Raw genomic sequence first — 17,417 nt, 5'->3', positions numbered from 1 at the left:
AATAAAGTCTTGAAGTGTGGTAACCACACTGCTTGAATTATGGAACCGGAAATGGGGGCCCGGCACAACTTAACTAATTTAAGGAGTGACAGCATGGGCATTCTAGGATTTCTCATTTTAGGCCTGATCGCCGGAGCCATAGCGAAGGCCATCCTGCCGGGCCGTCAGGGCGGAGGCTGGGTAATCACCATGATCCTCGGCGTTGTTGGCGCCATTCTGGGCGGCTGGATCGGCTCGCTGATTTTCGGTGGCGGGCTGGCTGAATTCTTCGATATCCGCACCTGGCTCCTGGCAATTCTGGGGGCGATTATCGTACTGCTTGTTTACGGGGCAGTCACCAACCGCAGCCACGGCCGCGTGTAGCCGCAACACAAATTTCCAAAGGTCAGGCGCCGTTCTCCGCATGCGGAGGACGGCGCTTTCGCGTGTCTTCCCACCGGCATGTCTCCAGCGGTCCCACCGGTGCGGTAAAAACTACTTCGCCGAAGCCGTCAATTTCCTGCCTGGGCACTTTATGATGTGCGAGGGGGTGTGACATGGCTAAATCGCAGAGCCACAGCAAAGGTTCTACAGCGCAGGCATTCGGTGCCGTGCTGGACGCCAGCCCCGATGCACTCCTCGCACTGGCAGCGGACGGCAGCATCACCATGGCCAACGCTGCCGCTGAAAGGCTTTTCGGGGCCAGCCGGGAGGAACTGACGGGCCGGAACCATCGGACGTTGCTTGCGGAGGGCTTCCGCGACGAGGTGGACCTGCTCTTCCGGCAGCTTCTGGCACAGCCCGGAAAACACCCGCAGCCCCGGCAGATTTACGGGGTGCACAGCAACGGAACCGAGTTTTCGGCTGAGGTGGCCGCATCACTGGTCCCGGACCCTGGCTCTGACAGCCACCCCGGCACGCAAACATCCCTCCTGTTGTCCGTCCGCGGCACCATGCACCGGGAGGCAGCCCACGACGACCTGCGCGAGGCGATGTCCCTGCTCACCGCCACCCTGGAGTCCACGGCCGACGGCATTCTGGTCATGAGTACCGAGGGCCGCGTGGCCGGGTACAACGATCAGTTCCTGACCATGTGGAACATCCCGCCGGAACTCCTTGACGGTGACAGCGAGGAACCGGTCATGCGGATTGTCGTCGCTCAGCTGGTTGATCCGATTGCCTTTATGGGCCGGATCAACGAGCTGGAGGATAACCCGGCGGCGGAAAGCCACGACGTGCTCGACTTCAAGGACGGCCGCACGTTCGAGAGGTATTCGCGCCCCCAAAGGGTGGGCGAGAAGATTGTTGGCCGGGTGTGGAGCTTCCGGGACGTGACTCCGCGCCGCAAGGCGCAGGAGCAGGCGCACCAGGCGATGCTCGATCTCGCCGCGCAGGCGGAGAAGCTGCGCACCATGGCATTCCAGGATCCGCTGACGGGGCTTGCCAACAGGGCCGTCTTCAACGACGGGCTGGCGGAGGCGGTCACGGAGCCACGGCTGAAAGCGGTGGACGTCCTCCTGCTGGACCTGGACGATTTCAAGGAAGTCAACGACATCCTGGGGCACCAGGCCGGCGACGAGATGCTGATCGAGGTGGCACGCCGGCTGCGGGGCTGCGTCCCTACCGCGGATGTGGTGGCCAGGCTCGGCGGCGATGAATTCGTGGTGCTGCTGACGGCCTGCCCGGACGCTGATGCGATCGCCGCCTGCATCGTCCGCTGCCTGCACGTGCCCGTGACCATCAACGGCACCGTGCTTCGGCCAAGCCTCAGCCTCGGGCTTGCGTCTTTGGGCCAGGACAACGTGGGGGCCTCAGAGCTGCTGCGGCAGGCGGATATCGCGATGTACGCCGCCAAGGCCGCCGGGAAAAACCGTTTCCTGAGGTTCCACCCGGACATGATGGCGGCACTGGTGCAGCGCACGGACATGGAGAGCGGACTGCAACTGGCCGTGGCGCGGGGCGAAATTTCGGTGGATTTCCAGCCGATCGTCTCGCATCGCATGGGCCAGGTTGTTAAGTTCGAGGCGCTGGCGAGGTGGGACAGGGGCGGTGAGCGCGTGCCGCCGTCGGTATTTATCCCGCTGGCTGAACGCACCGGACTGATCAACGAGATCGGCGCTGAGGTGATGGCCCTTGGCATGGTGCAGCTGGCGTCGTGGCTCAGTGAAGACCCGTCCCGGTCGCTGTCGGTGAACGTCTCGGGCGTCCAGCTGCAGGAACCGAATTTTGCGGACGAGGTCCTCCGCCTCGCCGAAGCCAACAGTGTGGCGCCGTACCAGCTGGTGTTGGAGGTGACCGAAAGCGTATTTTTCGACGCCGACTGCAGCCTGATCAAACAGCTCAGCACCCTGCGGGATGCCGGAGCCCGGGTTGCCTTGGACGATTTCGGCACCGGCTATTCCTCGCTCGGCCGGCTGCAGGACCTGCCGGTGGACACGGTGAAGATCGACAAGACGTTCGTGTCGATGGTGCGCACCGGCGCCGAGCGGCTGCCCATCCTCAGCTCAATGATCAATATGGCCCACAGCCTGGGGCTGACGGTAACCGCTGAAGGTGTGGAGACGGCGGCGCAGGCTGACTACCTGACGGCCCTGGAGTGCGATTCGCTGCAGGGGTATCTGTTCTCGCTGCCGGAGCCCGGTGAGCGGCTGGAGTGCGCCCTGCATCACGCAGAGCAAGCCCTGAACGCGTTGAAGGGGCGGTAGCGTTTCTGCCGATGTCCCGTACGGGAGCTATGCGGCCTGCTTGCGTCCTGGCTGCTTCACGTTCTTTTTTGGTGCGGCAGGTGCGGCCTGCTGTGCCGGAGACGGCGTGCTGACGGGGGCGGCGGCCTGTTCCGGTTCGGGTGCAGGCTCAACGTAGGCCGCTTCCGTTTCCTGGGCTTCTTCATAGGCATCGGCTGCTTGGGCAGCGCGGTTGCGCTGCCAGCGCCGGAACAGGTCGACGGCGGCCCAGGCGCCGGCCAGCGGGGTGAGGACCGCGGCTCCGTAAACGAACAGTATCCAGGTGAGGGTGGTCAGCGGGGGCTGGCTGTTGTGCAGGAGGGACAGCCCGCCCAGGAGGCCCACGGCCCAGAAAAGGACCACTGCGGTGAGCACCGCGGCAGCCGGGAAATACTGGCTGGACACGATTTTTTTCAGGGTTTCCATGCACTTCCTCCTGCCTGGCCGGGGCACGGCAACAGCCGCTCTAGACCAGTATGGCGCTGTCTGGGCGAGAATTCCGGCAACACGCAGGGACTGGTGACGAACCTAACGTCCAGCTGTCCTGCCGGTCAGCTCGACGGCCCCTTCCCTGCCGGTGGCACACCTAATACCGTGGTGGTGTCCGGCGCCCTGAGCCGGCTCTTTTATGGTGTTCGTGCCCAGCCCTGGAGGTCCTTATGCGTAAAGTCACTGCCGGCCTGTTCCACTCCGTGGACGGCATAGTGTCAGATCCCTACAAGTTCCAGTTCGACAGCTTCGATGATGAGCTGGGCGTGGGCCTGACCAAGATGATGGAAACCGTGGACACGGTAGTGCTGGGCCGCGTGAGCTACCAGGAGTGGGCCGCTTACTGGCCGAACGCCTCGGTGGACGAGGACTTCGCCGCCTTCATCAACCCGGTGGAGAAGTTCGTCGTTTCCCGGTCCTTGAAAGATCCGCTCGAATGGCAGAACTCGCAGCTGATGGATGCGCCGCTGGAAGATTTCGTGGGCAAGCTGAAGGAGCGCGACGGCGGCGAGATCGCCGTGTGCGGCAGCATCTCGGTAACCCGGCAGCTGCTGTTCGCCGGGCTGCTTGATTCCCTCACGCTGATGACCCACCCCGTGGTGGCCGGCAGCGGCCGCCGCCTCTTCGAGGACGGCGACCCCACTACCCGGCTCGTCCTGCAGGACCAGTACCGGACCAGCAAGGGCAACGTGGTCAGCGTCTACGGGCGGCTGGGCGAGTAGCGCTAGCCCCCGTTCCGGTCCAGCATCTCGCCGATGATCCGGGCGCCCTCGGGGAAGGCGCCCGGGTTCGTCCCCGAGTAGTTGAGCCGGATGAAAGGACCCGCCGGTTCGGCTGGGAACCACTCGTTGCCGCCCGCGATAATCACCCCAGCGGCTTCACAGTCCCGGGTGAGCCGCTCGAGGTCGGTCCCGTCCGGCAGCCGGACCCACAGGTTCAGCCCGCCCTTGGGAACCTGCACCAGGTGGGCGGCCGGTGCGTGCTCGCGCAGGCTGGTGACCAGCAGGTCGCGGCGCGACTCGAGTTGGTGGCGGAGGCTGCGCAGGTGAGTCTGCCACCCAGGCTGCGTGACGACGTCGAGCGCGGCCGCCTGCAGCAGGCCGCTGACGTACATCGACTCGGCTGCCCGGTCCGCGAGGATGCGCTCCCGCGCCGGGCCACGGGCTATGAGCGCCGCGACGCGGATCGAAGGCGACACGCTCTTGGTCAGCGAGCGCAGGTACACCACGTGGCCCGAGTCGTCACGGGCAGCGACAGGCACGGGGTCCGAGGAGATGCCGAAGTCGTGCGCCCAGTCGTCCTCCACCAAGAACGCACCCTGCGCCCGCACCACATCGAGGACCTGGTCACGCCGCTCTGCCGACCATTGCGCGCCCGTCGGGTTCGCGTAATTGGGCTGGGCATAAAACGCCCGCGCTCCGGACTCCTCAAACGCGCGCGTGAGTTCCGCCGGATCGGGCCCGGCGGGGCCGCTGGGCACCGGAACCACGTGCACGCCCGCCTGCGCCGCAGCGAGGATCGCACCCCAGTACGTTGGCGACTCCAGCAGCAGCGGCTGCCCCCGGCCCACCAGCGCGCTGAAGATGGAGCTCAGACCACTCTGGCTGCCAGGGAGTACGACGACGTCGCTCGGGTTCGGCGGCGTGGTCCCGGCCGGCGTGGACGCACCGAGCTCGTGGGAGAACCACGATTGCAGTTCCGGCAGGCCTGCCGCGGGCGGACGTGACAGCGCGGCTTCCGCGCGGGCGGCGCGGGTCAGGGCGGCCCGCACCAGCCGTTCCGGCAAAAGTTCTCGCGCCGGGTAGCCGGAGTGGAAGGAAATGGCACTAAGGGGCACGTCGCGCATGGTGGACGACGCCGGTGGCAGTGCCGCCAGCGGTGAGCGCAGCGCTGCCGTCTGCCAGCCGTAGTCCGACGGCTTCGCGGTCCTGGCAGCGCGTGTAAAAGTCCCGACGCCGGGCCTGCTCTCGATAAGGCCCTGTGCGGTGAGTGTTTGCAGGGCCTTCTGAACCGTCACCGGACTGGCCTGGTATTCCGCCACGAGGGAGCGGGTGGACGGCAGCTTCGCTCCGGGCGCAGCTGCCGCCATCCAGGTTTTCAGGTGCGCCGCAATCCTCGAACTGCTATCGTTGTTCATGAGAGTCAATAGTAGCGCTACTCCTCCTGGGCGCACAGTGGTACTGGAGCCGCAAACGTCCGGACTATGGCTGGGCCTGGCCGGCGTCGCGGCGTTCTCGTTTACCGTTCCGTTCACGAAGGTGGCCGTGGCCAGCCTGTCCCCGCTGTTCATCGGCTCCGGCCGCGCGGTAGTGGCTGCTGTGCTGGCGGCCTCGGCCCTGGCACTCACCCGGCAGCGGCTCCCCCGCGGCAGGCAATGGGTACGCCTCGCTGTAGTGGCCGCCGGCGTCGTGATTGGCTTTCCGCTACTGACGTCCTTTGCCCTGACCGCCACTCCCGCCAGCCACGGCGCCGTGGTCATCGCCCTTCTTCCGGCCGCTACCGCCACAGCAGCGGTGCTCCGCGGGCGGGAGCGGCCCCCGCTGGCCTTCTGGCTCATCACCAGCGCCGGCGCCCTCGCCGCCCTTGTCTTCGCCTCCGTGCAGTCCGGAGGGTTGGGGCAGGTGCAATGGGCGGATCTGCTGCTGCTCGGCGCCGTAGCGGCAGCCGCCGTGGGCTATGCCGAAGGCGGGCTGCTGGCCCGCGAGCTCGGCGCCTGGCAGACAGTGTCCTGGGCGCTGGTCCTCGCATCCCCGCTGATGCTCGCCCTGACGGCGGTCTCCGTCGCCCAGCAACCGCCGTCCGCCGCCCCGGAGCAGTGGGCCGCCTTCGCGTACCTCGGTGTGGTGAGCATGTTCCTGGGATTCTTCGCCTGGTACCGCGGCCTTGCCATCGGTCCCATCGCCCGGGTCAGCCAAATCCAGCTCATCCAGCCCGTCCTGACCCTCTGCTGGGCGGCGCTCCTGCTGCGCGAGACCCTGACGTGGTCCACCATAGTCGGCGGCCTGGCCGTCATCCTCTGCGCGGGCGCCGCCGTCCGGGTCCGGCTCAAGCCCGCCGCTGCGCCCCCAGCACCGGCGGCTGCCCAATCCGCGCTCCATCCCGCCAACGACCTCCAGCCAGTGAAGGACTAACACCATGTACGTTCCAGCCCACTTCGCGGCCAGCCCCGATGCCGTCCAGGACCTGCTCACCGGCCCGGGCGCAGCAAACCTGGTTACCATGACGTCGCAGGGCCTGCTGGCCACGCTCTTGCCATTTGCCTATGATCCCGACGCCGGTGAACGCGGCGCGCTGCTGGGACACCTGGCGCGGAACAACCCGCAGTGGTCTGAACCCGCCGTCGGCGAAGCGCTGGCGATCATCCAGGGCGCCGACGCTTATGTTTCACCGTCCTGGTACGCGTCGAAGGCCGAGCACGGACGCGTTGTGCCCACCTGGAACTACACTACGGCCCACGTGTACGGGCGGCTGGTAATCCATGACGATCCGGCCTGGCTTTCCCGCCAGGTGCGGCAGCTCACCGGTGTGCACGAGGCCGGATTTGACAATCCTTGGGGCGTGGACGATGCCCCCGAGCGCTACATTGCCGGCCAGCTGCGGGCCATTGTGGGCGTGGAACTGTTGATTACCAGGATCGAGGCGAAGGCCAAGCTGAGCCAGAACCGGCCCGAAGCGGACATCGACGGGGTCGTGGCGGGGTTGACCGCCACGGGGCACCCGGAAGTTGCCGCCGACGTCGAGCGCGCCCGCTGACCGGAATGCGTCACTTCTGGAGGTCCGCCAACTCCCGAATCCCGGAATGACGCGGGTCCCGTGTGCTAGGTGCCTTATAAGTTCCGCATTTCGGTCCTGCCGAAGTCAGGAATTAGTTTGGACCAGCTCTTCGCTCTTCTCCCACAGCCCGCGCGCCAATTCGACGTCGTACGCCTGCGGGTTGGCCTTGGCCATGGCGCGCTTGGTGTAGAAGGCGCCGGAGAACCAGTCCTTGCCCGGCGTGCCGTTGACGAGCCAGAGCAAGGTGTCGGCGCCCTGGTCCGGGGTGAGCATAAACCGGTTGAGCAGCGTCTTGTACGCGTGCCGGAACGGGCTGGTGGACTCTGCTGCGAAGTTGGTGCGGACCACGCCCGGGTGGAACGCCGCCGTCGTGATGCCCTGGCCCCCGTAGCGGCGGTCCAGCTCGGCGGTGAAGAGGATGTTGGCCAGCTTGCCGGTGCCGTAGGCGCGGTTGGTGGAGTAGCTGCGCTCGGCGGTGAGGTCGGAGAGGTCCAGCTTGCCGAAGCCATTGGCGGCGCTGGACGTGTTGATCACCTTGGCGTTGCTGGCGGTGAGCGTATCCATCAGCAAAGTTGTGAGCAGGAACGGCGCCAGGTGGTTGATCTGGAACGTGGATTCGTTGCCGTCCACCGTCAGGGTGCGCTTGCCCAAGATGCCGCCGGCGTTGTTGGCCAGGACGTCGATCCGCGGGTAGTCAGAGTTCAGCTGCGCGGCGAGCGTGCGGACCTGTTCGAGCTCCGAGAAGTCGCTGACGAAGTAGTCCGCGTTGAGCTCCTTGGCAACGGCCCGGGTCTTCTCTTCGGAACGGCCCACGATCACCACCTGCTCCCCTGCCTTCGCCAGCGTCCGCGCGGCTGCTGCGCCAATGCCGTCGCTGGCGCCGGTGATCACGATGGTGCGAGGAGTCAAGGGATGTCCTTTGGTCGGGAAAGGGTTCAGGGCCCGGGTGGAGCGGCCTGCCTTTGGCACAACGACGGCGGAACGCCAGGTGTTCCCTGCCGCACCTGCCTGGGAACCCGGCCCCTGTACCGCCAGCCTCGGCACGGCATATCCTGCACACACAAGCCAAGCCGGGGAGGAACACCATGGAGATGCCAAAAGCGTCGGACGAGGACAAAAAACGCTTCCGGTCACTGATTCCGGACAAGGCAGAGGTCGCCGTCAAGCCAATGTTCGGGAACCTGGGAGCGTTCGTAAACGGCAATATGTTCGCCGGACTGTTCGGGCCTACCATCGGGATCAAGCTGTCCCCGGAGGATCGGGAGGAACTCGAAAGCGGGGAACGGACTGTGCCCTTCGGGCCTCCCGAGCGGCCGATGGGCGGCTACACCGGTTTGCCTGAGATGTGGAACGAGGAAGGCGACGGCGATGACGCGCGGGCGAAAGCCTGGATCCACAAGGCCTTCGAATATGTAGCGACGCTTCCGCCGAAAGAGCCAAAGGAGCCGAAAGTCCCGAAACCCCGCACACCGGGCAAGTAGGAAAAGCTAGTGGGCGGGTTCGAGCGCGAGCTTGAGTCCGAACCCCACGAGGACGGTTCCGGTGATGCTGTCGATGATGCGGATGCTGTGGGCACCCTTGAACCAGCGGGAGGCGTAGCCGGTGCCGAAGATCAGCAGGGTGAACCACGCCATCGTCAGGATGCAGTGGACGCCTGCCAACAGAACTCCCACCAGAAGCGGTGACGCGCTGGCCGGGATGAACTGCGGGATGGTGGCTATGTAGAACACGCCCACCTTGGGGTTGAGCAGGTTGGTTCCGGTCCCGGTCAGCCAGCCCTTAAACAAGTCGTTCCTGCCCGCCGCCGGTACCGGCGCCTCGGCCTGCGTGGTGGCCCCATTGCCCTGCCTCAGGCTCTTCCACAGCAGGGACAGCCCCAGCCACATCATGTAGGCCGCCCCGGCGATGGTCAGGATCCGGTAGGCAAACTCGGAGGCCGCCAGGAGTGCGGACACACCCACCGCCGCAGCAATCCCCCAGATCATGGCTCCGGTACTGATCCCGAGCGCCGTGGCGAAGGCGAAACTGCGCGTCTTGGAAAGGGACGAGCGCAGGACAAGGGCGGTGTCCAGTCCTGGAACCAGCGTCAGAAGCCCGGCAACCAGTGCAAACGAAAAAACAGCCTGAGTCAGAGTCACCGTCCAAGGATAGAAGGTAACGGCGCCGGGGGTTGAGCCTGTCGATACTCCAGAGCCGCGCACCAGCTCCGCGACTGCTTTTGTCATGGAGTTAACCGCTCATTCACATCCCCCTCAGGACCTGTCCAACCTGCCTCCTTACGGTCGAATGCATGAACAACATTTCACGCAGATCACTGATTTCCGCCGGCCTCGGGGCCGGACTGGTCGCCGCCCTGCCGGGTGCCGCCGTGGCCATTTCAACAGCGGACGACGCCGGCCTCCGCACCGACCCCTTCATGCTCGGCATCGCCTCCGGCGAGCCCTGGCCGGACGGCTTCGTCATCTGGACCCGCCTCGCCCTTGACCCCTTGGCCGAGGACGGCCTGGGCGGCATGCCCGCGCGCCAGGTCCCCGTGGCCTGGGAAGTTGCCGAGGACGAGGGCATGCGGACCGTAGTAGCCCGCGGCGTCGAACACGCCCGGATCGAAACCGCCCACTCCGTCCACGTGGAGCTCAAGGGCCTCAAAGCGGGCCGCGAGTACTTCTACCGGTTCCGCAGCGGCCGGCACATGAGCCAGGTGGGCCGCACGCTGACTGCTCCGGCGCTGCATGAGACTCCGGCCGCACTGGCCATGGCCTTCGCCAGCTGCTCGCAGTACGAGCACGGCTACTTCACCGCCTACACCCGCCTGGCCCAGGACCATCCGGACCTGGTGCTGCACCTGGGCGACTACCTCTACGAGTACAAAAAGGACAGCTACGTGATCGGCGGCGGAAACCCGCGCGACCACCAGGGCCCTGAGACCACCACGTTGCAGGGCTACCGGCAGCGGCACGCCCAGTACAAGTCCGACGCCGACCTCCAGGCAGCCCACGCGATCGCGCCGTGGCTGGTGGTGTGGGATGACCACGAGGTGGACAACAACTGGGCGGACGAGGTCCCGGAGAACCGGGACGCGAACCAGCTCAACGACACCGCCGAGCGTTTCCGCCAGCGCCGTGCCGCCGCGTTTCAGGCCTACTACGAGAACATGCCGCTGCGTGGGTCCTCCGTGCCGGCCGGGTTCGACATGAAGATCTACCGCACCATCCAGTGGGGCCAGCTGGCCAACTTCCACATGATGGACACCCGGCAGTACCGCGACGACCAGCTCGCCGGCGACGGCTGGCGGAAAAACGTGGCCGAGCGGCTGTCCGAGGACCGCACCATAACCGGGGCCGAGCAGGAGAAATGGCTGCTGGACGGGTTCAAAAACTCCACCCAGCGCTGGGACGTCCTGGGCCAGCAGGTGTTCTTTGCCGAGCGGGACCGCGCGCAGGCCCTTGAGGTGGACGACGTCTCCATGGACGGGTGGGACGGGTACGCCTCCTCCCGCCGCCGCATCACCCAGGGGTGGGCGGACGCGAAGGTGCGCAACGCCGTCGTCCTCACCGGCGACGTGCACCGCAATTGGGCCAACGACCTGAAGGTCGACTACAAGGACCCCGCTTCCCCGGTGGTCGGTTCGGAGCTGGTGTGCACGTCCATCACGTCCACCGGCAACGGCACCGGTTCCACCACCGATCCCGTCATGGCCTGGAACCCGCACCTGAAGTTCTACAACGATTCGCGCGGCTACGTGAACACGAAGATCACCAAGGACGCGATGACAGCGGACTTCCGGGTGCTGGACCACGTCACGACGCCGGGCTCCCCGGTCAGGACCCTGCGCTCCTTCACCATCCAGGACGGCGTCCCCGGCCTCGTTGGTTGAGCTTGTCGAAACCAAGGGTACGACGACGGCGGGGCCGCCAGCATTTCTGCCGGCCGCCCCGCCGTTGTTGTGTCAGCCGTGGCTGGGTTGGGACCTAGCCCGCCAGCCCGGCGAGCAGGAAGATTACAGCAGCGATGGCAAAACCCATCACACCGATGAGGGTTTCCATTACGGTCCAGGTCTTCAGCGTGGTCTTGACGTCCATGCCGAAGAAGCGGCCCACCAGCCAGAAGCCGGAGTCGTTGACATGGGAGACCACCACGGAGCCCGCGGCCACCGCGATGACCAGCGAGGCGACCTGCATGCCGTTCAGTCCCGCCAGCGCCACGGCCGGGGCGATCAGGCCCGCGGTGGTGGTCAGTGCCACGGTGGCCGAGCCCTGGGCGATGCGGAGGATGGCGGAGATGAGGAACCCGGCCAGGATCAGCGGGATGCCGAGGTTGCCCAGGACGTCGGCGAGTGCGGAGCCGATACCGGAGGTGCGGAGAACCCCGCCGAACATGCCGCCGGCACCGGTGATAAGGATGACGGAGCAAACCGGGCCGAGGGAGGATTCGAGCAGTTTCTCAAGTGCTCCGGCATCCTTGCCGCGCCTGGCGCCCAGAACGAACATGGCCACGATAACGGCGATCAGCAGGGCAACCGGGGTTTCACCGATGGTGCGCAGGATCTGGAACCACTGCTCGTTCTTGACCTCTTCGCTGAGCACGCCGGATGAGGCCATGGTGTTCAGGCCGGTGTTCATGAAGATCAGGACCAGCGGCAGGAGCAGCAGACCAACGATGGTGCGGAAGCGCGGCGGGTGGGCCTCGGCTTCGGCGCTTGCGTGGCCCAGCAGTTCCGGCACGGGCAGGACCAGCTTCTTGCCGGTGTAAAGGCCGTAGAGGTACGACGTGACGTACCAGGTGGGAATTGCGGCGATGAGGCCGGCAATCATGACCAAACCGATGTTGGCGTCAAAGAAGGCCGCGGCGGAGACCGGACCGGGGTGTGGCGGCAGGAAGATGTGCATCACGGAGAACGCACCGGCGGCGGGCAGGCCGTAACGGAGCACTCCCCCGCCCAGGCGGTGGGCCACAGCGAAGACGACGGGCAGCATGACAACGAGTCCGGCGTCGAAGAAGATGGGGAAGCCGAAGATCAGGGAGGCAAGGCCCAAGGCGAACGGGGCGCGCTTTTCACCGAAAACGCCGATGAGGTAGTCGGCCAGCACCTTCGCACCGCCGCTGGTTTCGACGATCCGGCCGAGCATGGCGCCCAGGCCCACCAGCAGCGCCACGGTGCCCAGGGTTGTGCCGAAGCCGTTGATCAGCACGGGCACCACCTGGTTGGCGGGGATGCCGGTGGCGAAGGCCGTTGCGAGGCTGATGACGATCAGGGCCAGCAGCGCGTGCATCCGAAGCTTGATGATCAGGAACAGCAGGGCGAGGATCGCTGCCGCAGCGATGAGCAGCAGGGGGCCTGCGCCCAACGTTTGGGTCCATCCTTCGATGACCATGGTTCTCCTTTGAAGCGGAATCTATTGGGGAATTGAGGAGCCGAAAGGCTCTAGGAAGTGGGGTCTTCGGAAAGCTTGAGCGAGGCGATGATGGTGGTGACCAGCTCTTCCGGGGACTTGGAGATGTCCAGGCGGAGGCTTCCGGCAGCCAGTTCGTCGTCACTCAGTGGTTCCAGCGTTGCCAGCTGGCTGGGAAGGAGCGTGGGCGGCATGAAGTGGCCCTCACGGCCCTGCATGCGCCGGCCGATCAAGTCCGCTTCGCCGTGGAGGTGAAGGAACAGGACCCGGCCCTCGGCCTGGGAGAGCAACTGCCGGTAGCCCTGCTTGAGGGCTGAGCACGTGAGAACCGTGCTTTGGCCGGCCTGCGCCTTGGCGCTCATCCAGTTCTGGATTTCCTGCAGCCAAGGCCAGCGGTCCTCGTCCTGGAGCGGAATGCCCTGGGACATCTTCTGGATGTTGGACTGCGGGTGGAATTCGTCCGCTTCGGCGCACGCCCAGCCAAGCTGCTGGGAGAGGGCTGCCGCGATGGTGGACTTGCCGGAACCGGCAACGCCCATTACCACCAGGTGCGTGGCTGGATACTGCATGTACTACCTCCGAAGAAGACGCCGTTGGCTTAGGAAAGCTGGTCGCGACGTCCCTTGGGGAGTGCGCCGAAAAATAAGGTATCACCATTTGGGCGCATAGATACTATCTTTTCGTGTCACAAGTCATACCTTTGCGCTGTTTATCGATAAGCTGGCAGTGCGCGCAGGCGCAGGGAAGGCAGGAAAGATGTCGACGGCGACACACCAGGACTCGGACAACAGGCACGACGGCGGGGCCTCCCCCGGGATGCAGGGACGCGTTGTGGAGGCGGTGGGCGTTGCCATCGCTTCCGGGGACCTGCCGCCTGGAAGCCGCCTTACGCTGGAGGGGCTGCAGCAGGAGTACGGCATCTCCCGCACGGTGGCGCGGGACACCATGAAGGTCCTGGAATCAATGAATTTGGTCTACTCGCGCAGGCGGGTGGGCATCGTGGTGCAGGAGCGCCGGCTCTGGAACGTCTTCGATCCCAAGCTGGTGCGCTGGCGGCTCGCCTCGGACCGGCGCGAGATCCAGTACAGCAGCCTCACGGAGCTGCGCATCGCCGTCGAACCTATTGCTGCGGCCGGCGCCGCCCGCCGCGCCAGTGCCGCCGAACGGGCAAAGCTCACGTCCCTCGCCGCCGACCTTCGGCGCCGGGGCGAGGCCGGCGAGCTGGAGGCGTTCCTGGCGGCGGATATCGAGTTCCACTGCCTGCTGCTGCAGAGCTGCGGCAATGAGATGTTCTTTGCGCTTGAGGGCATGGTGGCAGAAGTGCTGACCAGCCGCACCAAGCAGGGGCTAATGCCGTTCAAGCCGCGCAACGAAGCGTTGCAGGCGCACGAGGATGTTGCCGCTGCTGTGGCCGGCGGGGATGCCGTGGCTGCTGAGGCTGCCATGCACCACATCCTCGACGAGGTGCGGAACGCGATGGGGCTTCACTAGGACGTCCAGGAAGAAACTTCACGCCGCCGCCGGACTGCAGCCTTCGTAGCACAGCGGGGTTAAACAGAGCAGGACCGGTCAAATTTGACCGGTCCTGCTCTAAAACTTTGAAACCCTAAGGCCCCAGTTTCTCTAAAGAATTAGAGGGACTGGATGTTTACGGCCTGAGGACCCTTGGGGCCCTGCTCGGTTTCGAAGGAGACCTTCTGGTTCTCTTCGAGTGAGCGGAAGCCGGAGGAAGCGATCGCAGAGTAGTGTGCGAAAACGTCCTGTGAGGAGTCATCGGGGGAAATGAAGCCGAAGCCCTTTTCAGCGTTAAACCATTTGACGGTACCAGTAGCCATTATTTTTGTCCTTCGTGAAGGTGGAGGAAAAGTCCCGACTTTCGGGTCCTCCGGTGTGGGGTGTTCAAAACCGCTACTTCAGAAGAACGCGGACTTTCGACCGCGCGTACTGCCTGAACTACCAACTGCATAAACACAACAACAGGATCAACACTACAGCAGATTCCGGACACCAATGACCACACGCTGCCCGACGCGTTCCTTGCCAACCGCACTTAGGCTTAATCGCCGGCCTCCACGCTCTCCCAAAAGGCGCTTACCCGGGCGTTCCACTGCTCGGGGACTTCTTGGAAGGGTTGGTGGCCCTCGCCCTCGAGGACTTCGAATAATGCGCCGGGGATCCGTTCTGCCACTTCGCGGCAAAGTTCGGGTCGGCTGGTCATGTCAATCCCACCGGCGAGGACAAGCGTCGGCACGTTCAGTTGAGGGAGGCGCTCCGACGTATCGTGGCCCATCATGGCGTCGAGGAACGCCTCGACGTCCTCAGTCTTTTGCTTATAGGGAAATGCCAGCACTTCTTCCATAATTTGATCCACGGTTCCATCGTTGTGGGACCGCGGCGTGTAGATACTGAGGAACAGGCCCTCAAGGAATGTGCGTTCAGACGGCGCGGCACGCACTAAGGTCCTCATGAACAGCGCCCACGCGCGAAGGTACGGATCCGCGGCTGCCCACGTGCTCTGCAGGACCAGGCTTCGAACCATTCCCGGATGTCGCAGTGCAAGTTCCTGAGCGATGATGCTTCCACCGGAGAATCCGGCCACATGGGCGGAGCGGATGTTGAGCTCCCGAAGTACTTGCGCGGCGTCATCCGCCATCATTTCGACCGACAGCGGCCCATCTGGCTTCGCGGTCCGGCCCGCTCCGCGGTTGTCGAATGCAGTAAGACAATAGCGATCGGCAAGCCCGTCCAACTGGAACTGCCACGACTCAACCGTGTCGCCGAGCCCGCCGATCAGCAGGACATCCGGCCCTTCGCCCACCTGCTCCGTCCAGATTGCCAGGCCATCAGCCTGCAAGTGCTTTCCCATGGCACGACCCTTCGCTAGTCCGCCCGATGTTTGTACTGCCGCTGGCTACAGCAGGGATGCTGCCCCCTGGATTTCCATCGTCCGCGGCCAAGCCCGTCAGCACAATGGCGGTCTTCTGAAGTCCCGAATTGCTACACTTGCTACGGAGGTAATCATGGCAACCATCCCGCATCGCGAGCTTCGCAATCAAAGCAGCAAGATCCTGGAGCGCGTAAAGAACGGCGAAACGATCGATGTCACCAACAACGGCGAAATTACGGCGACACTGATTCCACCTTCAGCGTCCCCTTTTGAACGTCTCCTACTGGCGGGTCAGGTGCGCCCGGCGCGCACGGCTCCCGTGGACTTCCGCACCCTCGCCCGGGTTTCTTCCGCAGCGAGCACGGCAGAAATTCTGGACGATCTTCGAGGGGATCGGTGATCATCTATGCGGACACCTCCGCCGTCCTGAAACTGGTGGTGGCAGAAAAAGACTCGGCGAGCGCGGCGAAGTACTTCTCAACGGCCTCGGCCCGGGGAGACAATCTGGTTGCTTCAATGCTCCTTTACACCGAGCTGCACTGTGCAGGGCACCGGCGCGGAATCCCTGGCGATCTGGTGAATGAGGTCCTGGGCGGATTCAACCTTATGGACGTGTCGAGATCGGACTTCATGTACGCGGCGGCGATGCCGGGCGGGCTGCGCAGTGCTGACGCCATCCATTTGGCCGCGGCCATCCGGGTACAGGCCGACGTCCTGGTCGCCTACAACGCCGAGCTCCTCACTGCAGCTGTTGAGGCTGGCCTGAGCGTGGAGTCGCCAGCTTCCGGCGCCGGATCGTAGTGCGGCGGACACCCTCTCTGCTCCTCGAAATTTGTCGGAGGCGGCGTGTAGCTTAGGCCTAACCCGTCATCCGCACGCCCTGCTCTCCGTCCCGAGGACGCCATGGACTACTACGCAATCAACAATGACTGGGCTGCCCCCCTGGAAAAGGCCTGGCTGCGCAAGTACTACGTACCCGGCCAAGACGAGCCCTACGACCTCACCCCCGCAGCCGAGGACGTGGTCCGTTGGGTGGACAACCTGCGCGGGAGGGATTTTGTCGCCACCCAGTCCCGGCTGGCCAGCATCTTCGCCGTCCTGAAGGCCTTGGTCCAGCAGTCCGAAACTGATCCAGAGGTCAGGCTGGCCGAGCTGCAGCGGCAGCGGGACGGCATCAACGCCGAGATGGAGCGGATGCCTGCCGGCACTTTGATGAGGTGGGCGCCGGTGCTGCCGATACTCGGACCCTCACTGAGGCCATGCTGGCGCAGAACGCCCGCCGCCGCAAGGTGGTCGCGGAACTTCACCATGATCTGGCCCGCCACGTGTGACGGCTCCGCGGCGGGGTTGCCCGAGCCTGCAAAGGCAATTCCGCTGAGCACTATAAAAGCCGCCGCTAAACCCGCCATAAATGCCTTTTTCATAGGGGGTGTATTGCTCCGGTCATCACCGGCTGGAAAGTGCCCGCGGATAAATCTTTGGGCGGATACCCATCCACAGTGCGGTACAAGCCGAATAGCTTGCATAACCCTTTGGGCTTGCTGGCAAAACGAGCTTGTTCATAAACCCATATCGCATTCAGGAGATCACCTTGGCAACACACACGAGCACCGGAATGGCAACGCGCACCAACGTCCAGAAGGCATCGATGGCTGTCGGTGCCGTCTTCCTGCTGGTCGGCATCCTTGGCTTTGTTCCGGGGATCACGGGCAACTACGACCAGCTGCACCTCGCCGGCCATCACTCCGAGGCCATGCTGCTGGGCATCTTCCAGGTGTCTGCCCTGCACAACGTCGTTCACTTGCTCTTCGGCGTGGCCGGCATTGTCCTGGCCAAGACCGCGTCCGGAGCCCGTTCCTTCCTCCTGTACGGCGGCATCATCTACCTGGTCCTCTTCATCTACGGCCTGGTGATCCCTCAGGACACCGCCGGCAACTTCGTGCCAGTGAACGGCGCTGACAACATCCTGCACCTGCTGCTCGGCGTCGGCATGGTGGCACTCGCGCTGATCCTCACCAAGGGCCACGCCAAGGCACGCGCCTAAAACAGTCACCGGGCTCAGCCCGCAGCGCCAAATGCACAATGGCCCCGGGGGGGGGGGGCGGGGGAGGGCGGGGGGAGATGTGGTTTGGCGTTGTGCTTTTTTTTCTTTCTCCCCCACTCCACCCCTCACCG

The 17,417-nt window shown here is 64.8% G+C and carries 19 protein-coding genes and 2 pseudogenes; 12 read left to right on the top strand and 9 right to left on the bottom strand.

Going from position 1 to position 17,417, the window contains the following annotated elements; all coding sequences use genetic code 11:
• The first annotated feature begins 93 nt into the window (after positions 1–93).
• Both AC50X7_RS17965 and AC50X7_RS17960 read left to right on the top strand, forming a co-directional pair.
• Positions 94–363 carry a GlsB/YeaQ/YmgE family stress response membrane protein gene (locus tag AC50X7_RS17965; protein WP_494980252.1) on the top strand — a complete coding sequence of 90 codons (270 nt, stop codon included), beginning with the start codon at positions 94–96 and terminating at the stop codon, positions 361–363.
• Positions 364–536: 173 nt separating this feature from the next.
• Entirely contained in the window at positions 537–2,684 is a 2,148-nt protein-coding gene (locus AC50X7_RS17960; RefSeq protein WP_494980251.1) for a putative bifunctional diguanylate cyclase/phosphodiesterase, read from the top strand.
• Between the two features lie 27 nt (positions 2,685–2,711).
• Here the strand turns inward: AC50X7_RS17960 and AC50X7_RS17955 are convergent, their stop codons facing one another.
• Positions 2,712–3,128, bottom strand: coding sequence for a hypothetical protein (locus AC50X7_RS17955; RefSeq protein WP_494980250.1), 417 nt, complete (start codon positions 3,126–3,128; stop codon positions 2,712–2,714).
• 233 nt (positions 3,129–3,361) lie between these two features.
• Between AC50X7_RS17955 and AC50X7_RS17950 the strand changes: the two genes are divergently transcribed.
• Positions 3,362–3,913: a dihydrofolate reductase family protein gene (locus AC50X7_RS17950; protein WP_494980249.1), complete on the top strand. Its 552-nt coding sequence runs from the start codon at positions 3,362–3,364 to the stop codon at positions 3,911–3,913.
• A 2-nt stretch (positions 3,914–3,915) separates the two neighbouring features.
• On the opposite strand, the gene AC50X7_RS17945 is transcribed toward AC50X7_RS17950, so the two are convergent.
• Positions 3,916–5,328: an aminotransferase-like domain-containing protein gene (locus AC50X7_RS17945; RefSeq protein WP_494980248.1), complete on the bottom strand. Its 1,413-nt coding sequence runs from the start codon at positions 5,326–5,328 to the stop codon at positions 3,916–3,918.
• Here AC50X7_RS17945 and AC50X7_RS17940 point away from each other — a divergent pair.
• Both AC50X7_RS17940 and AC50X7_RS17935 read left to right on the top strand, forming a co-directional pair.
• On the top strand, positions 5,327–6,322 hold the full coding sequence (locus AC50X7_RS17940) for a DMT family transporter (protein WP_494980247.1): 996 nt from the start codon (positions 5,327–5,329) through the stop codon (positions 6,320–6,322). The two genes, AC50X7_RS17945 and AC50X7_RS17940, sit on opposite strands and share 2 nt — an antisense overlap.
• Positions 6,323–6,326: 4 nt before the next feature.
• Positions 6,327–6,944 carry an FMN-binding negative transcriptional regulator gene (locus AC50X7_RS17935; protein ID WP_494980246.1) on the top strand — a complete coding sequence of 206 codons (618 nt, stop codon included), beginning with the start codon at positions 6,327–6,329 and terminating at the stop codon, positions 6,942–6,944.
• 105 nt (positions 6,945–7,049) lie between these two features.
• Here the strand turns inward: AC50X7_RS17935 and AC50X7_RS17930 are convergent, their stop codons facing one another.
• Positions 7,050–7,874: an SDR family NAD(P)-dependent oxidoreductase gene (locus tag AC50X7_RS17930; RefSeq protein WP_494980245.1), complete on the bottom strand. Its 825-nt coding sequence runs from the start codon at positions 7,872–7,874 to the stop codon at positions 7,050–7,052.
• Positions 7,875–8,050: 176 nt separating this feature from the next.
• On the opposite strand from AC50X7_RS17930, the gene AC50X7_RS17925 reads away from it, so the two are divergent.
• Positions 8,051–8,446: a TfoX/Sxy family protein gene (locus AC50X7_RS17925; RefSeq protein ID WP_494980244.1), complete on the top strand. Its 396-nt coding sequence runs from the start codon at positions 8,051–8,053 to the stop codon at positions 8,444–8,446.
• Between the two features lie 6 nt (positions 8,447–8,452).
• Here AC50X7_RS17925 and AC50X7_RS17920 read toward each other — a convergent pair whose 3' ends face one another.
• Positions 8,453–9,103, bottom strand: a complete 651-nt coding sequence (locus tag AC50X7_RS17920) for a LysE family translocator (RefSeq protein WP_494980243.1) — start codon at positions 9,101–9,103, stop codon at positions 8,453–8,455.
• 152 nt (positions 9,104–9,255) lie between these two features.
• On the opposite strand from AC50X7_RS17920, the gene AC50X7_RS17915 reads away from it, so the two are divergent.
• A complete protein-coding gene (locus AC50X7_RS17915) occupies positions 9,256–10,839 on the top strand; it encodes an alkaline phosphatase D family protein (RefSeq protein ID WP_494980242.1) in 1,584 nt (527 codons plus the stop codon).
• A gap of 94 nt (positions 10,840–10,933) precedes the next feature.
• Here the strand turns inward: AC50X7_RS17915 and AC50X7_RS17910 are convergent, their stop codons facing one another.
• Positions 10,934–12,337, bottom strand: coding sequence for a GntP family permease (locus AC50X7_RS17910; RefSeq protein WP_494980241.1), 1,404 nt, complete (start codon positions 12,335–12,337; stop codon positions 10,934–10,936).
• 50 nt (positions 12,338–12,387) lie between these two features.
• The gene (locus AC50X7_RS17905) at positions 12,388–12,924 is read right to left on the bottom strand and encodes a gluconokinase (RefSeq protein ID WP_494980240.1); all 537 of its coding nucleotides are present in this window, start codon (positions 12,922–12,924) and stop codon (positions 12,388–12,390) included.
• A 187-nt stretch (positions 12,925–13,111) separates the two neighbouring features.
• Between AC50X7_RS17905 and AC50X7_RS17900 the strand changes: the two genes are divergently transcribed.
• Positions 13,112–13,846 carry a FadR/GntR family transcriptional regulator gene (locus AC50X7_RS17900; RefSeq protein ID WP_494980239.1) on the top strand — a complete coding sequence of 245 codons (735 nt, stop codon included), beginning with the start codon at positions 13,112–13,114 and terminating at the stop codon, positions 13,844–13,846.
• 140 nt (positions 13,847–13,986) lie between these two features.
• On the opposite strand, the gene AC50X7_RS17895 is transcribed toward AC50X7_RS17900, so the two are convergent.
• Both AC50X7_RS17895 and AC50X7_RS17890 read right to left on the bottom strand, forming a co-directional pair.
• Complete coding sequence (locus tag AC50X7_RS17895; protein ID WP_066274236.1) at positions 13,987–14,190, bottom strand: cold-shock protein; 204 nt, start codon at positions 14,188–14,190, stop codon at positions 13,987–13,989.
• Positions 14,191–14,411: 221 nt separating this feature from the next.
• The gene (locus AC50X7_RS17890) at positions 14,412–15,221 is read right to left on the bottom strand and encodes an alpha/beta fold hydrolase (RefSeq protein ID WP_494980238.1); all 810 of its coding nucleotides are present in this window, start codon (positions 15,219–15,221) and stop codon (positions 14,412–14,414) included.
• Positions 15,222–15,375: 154 nt separating this feature from the next.
• Here AC50X7_RS17890 and AC50X7_RS17885 point away from each other — a divergent pair, with 154 nt between their 5' ends.
• The 3 genes and pseudogenes from AC50X7_RS17885 to AC50X7_RS17875 all read left to right on the top strand — a co-directional run.
• On the top strand, positions 15,376–15,642 hold the full coding sequence (locus AC50X7_RS17885; protein WP_494980237.1) for a type II toxin-antitoxin system Phd/YefM family antitoxin: 267 nt from the start codon (positions 15,376–15,378) through the stop codon (positions 15,640–15,642).
• The gene (locus AC50X7_RS17880) at positions 15,639–16,043 is read left to right on the top strand and encodes a type II toxin-antitoxin system VapC family toxin (RefSeq protein WP_494980236.1); all 405 of its coding nucleotides are present in this window, start codon (positions 15,639–15,641) and stop codon (positions 16,041–16,043) included. The genes AC50X7_RS17885 and AC50X7_RS17880 overlap by 4 nt, the downstream gene beginning before the upstream one ends.
• Before the next feature lie 102 nt (positions 16,044–16,145).
• Positions 16,146–16,397 (top strand): annotated as a pseudogene (locus tag AC50X7_RS17875) (DUF3375 family protein); the annotation flags it as partial.
• Between the two features lie 53 nt (positions 16,398–16,450).
• Here AC50X7_RS17875 and AC50X7_RS17870 read toward each other — a convergent pair.
• A pseudogene (locus tag AC50X7_RS17870) lies at positions 16,451–16,651 on the bottom strand (S8 family serine peptidase); the annotation flags it as partial.
• 206 nt (positions 16,652–16,857) lie between these two features.
• Here AC50X7_RS17870 and AC50X7_RS17865 point away from each other — a divergent pair.
• Positions 16,858–17,286, top strand: coding sequence for a DUF4383 domain-containing protein (locus tag AC50X7_RS17865; protein ID WP_494980267.1), 429 nt, complete (start codon positions 16,858–16,860; stop codon positions 17,284–17,286).
• The last annotated feature ends 131 nt before the right edge of the window (positions 17,287–17,417 follow it).

The sequence above is a fragment of the Pseudarthrobacter sp. Hb11 genome (genome assembly GCF_059383655.1).
The sequence above is the reverse complement of the archived record's forward strand: the minus strand, read 5'-3'. Positions and strand labels throughout refer to the sequence as shown.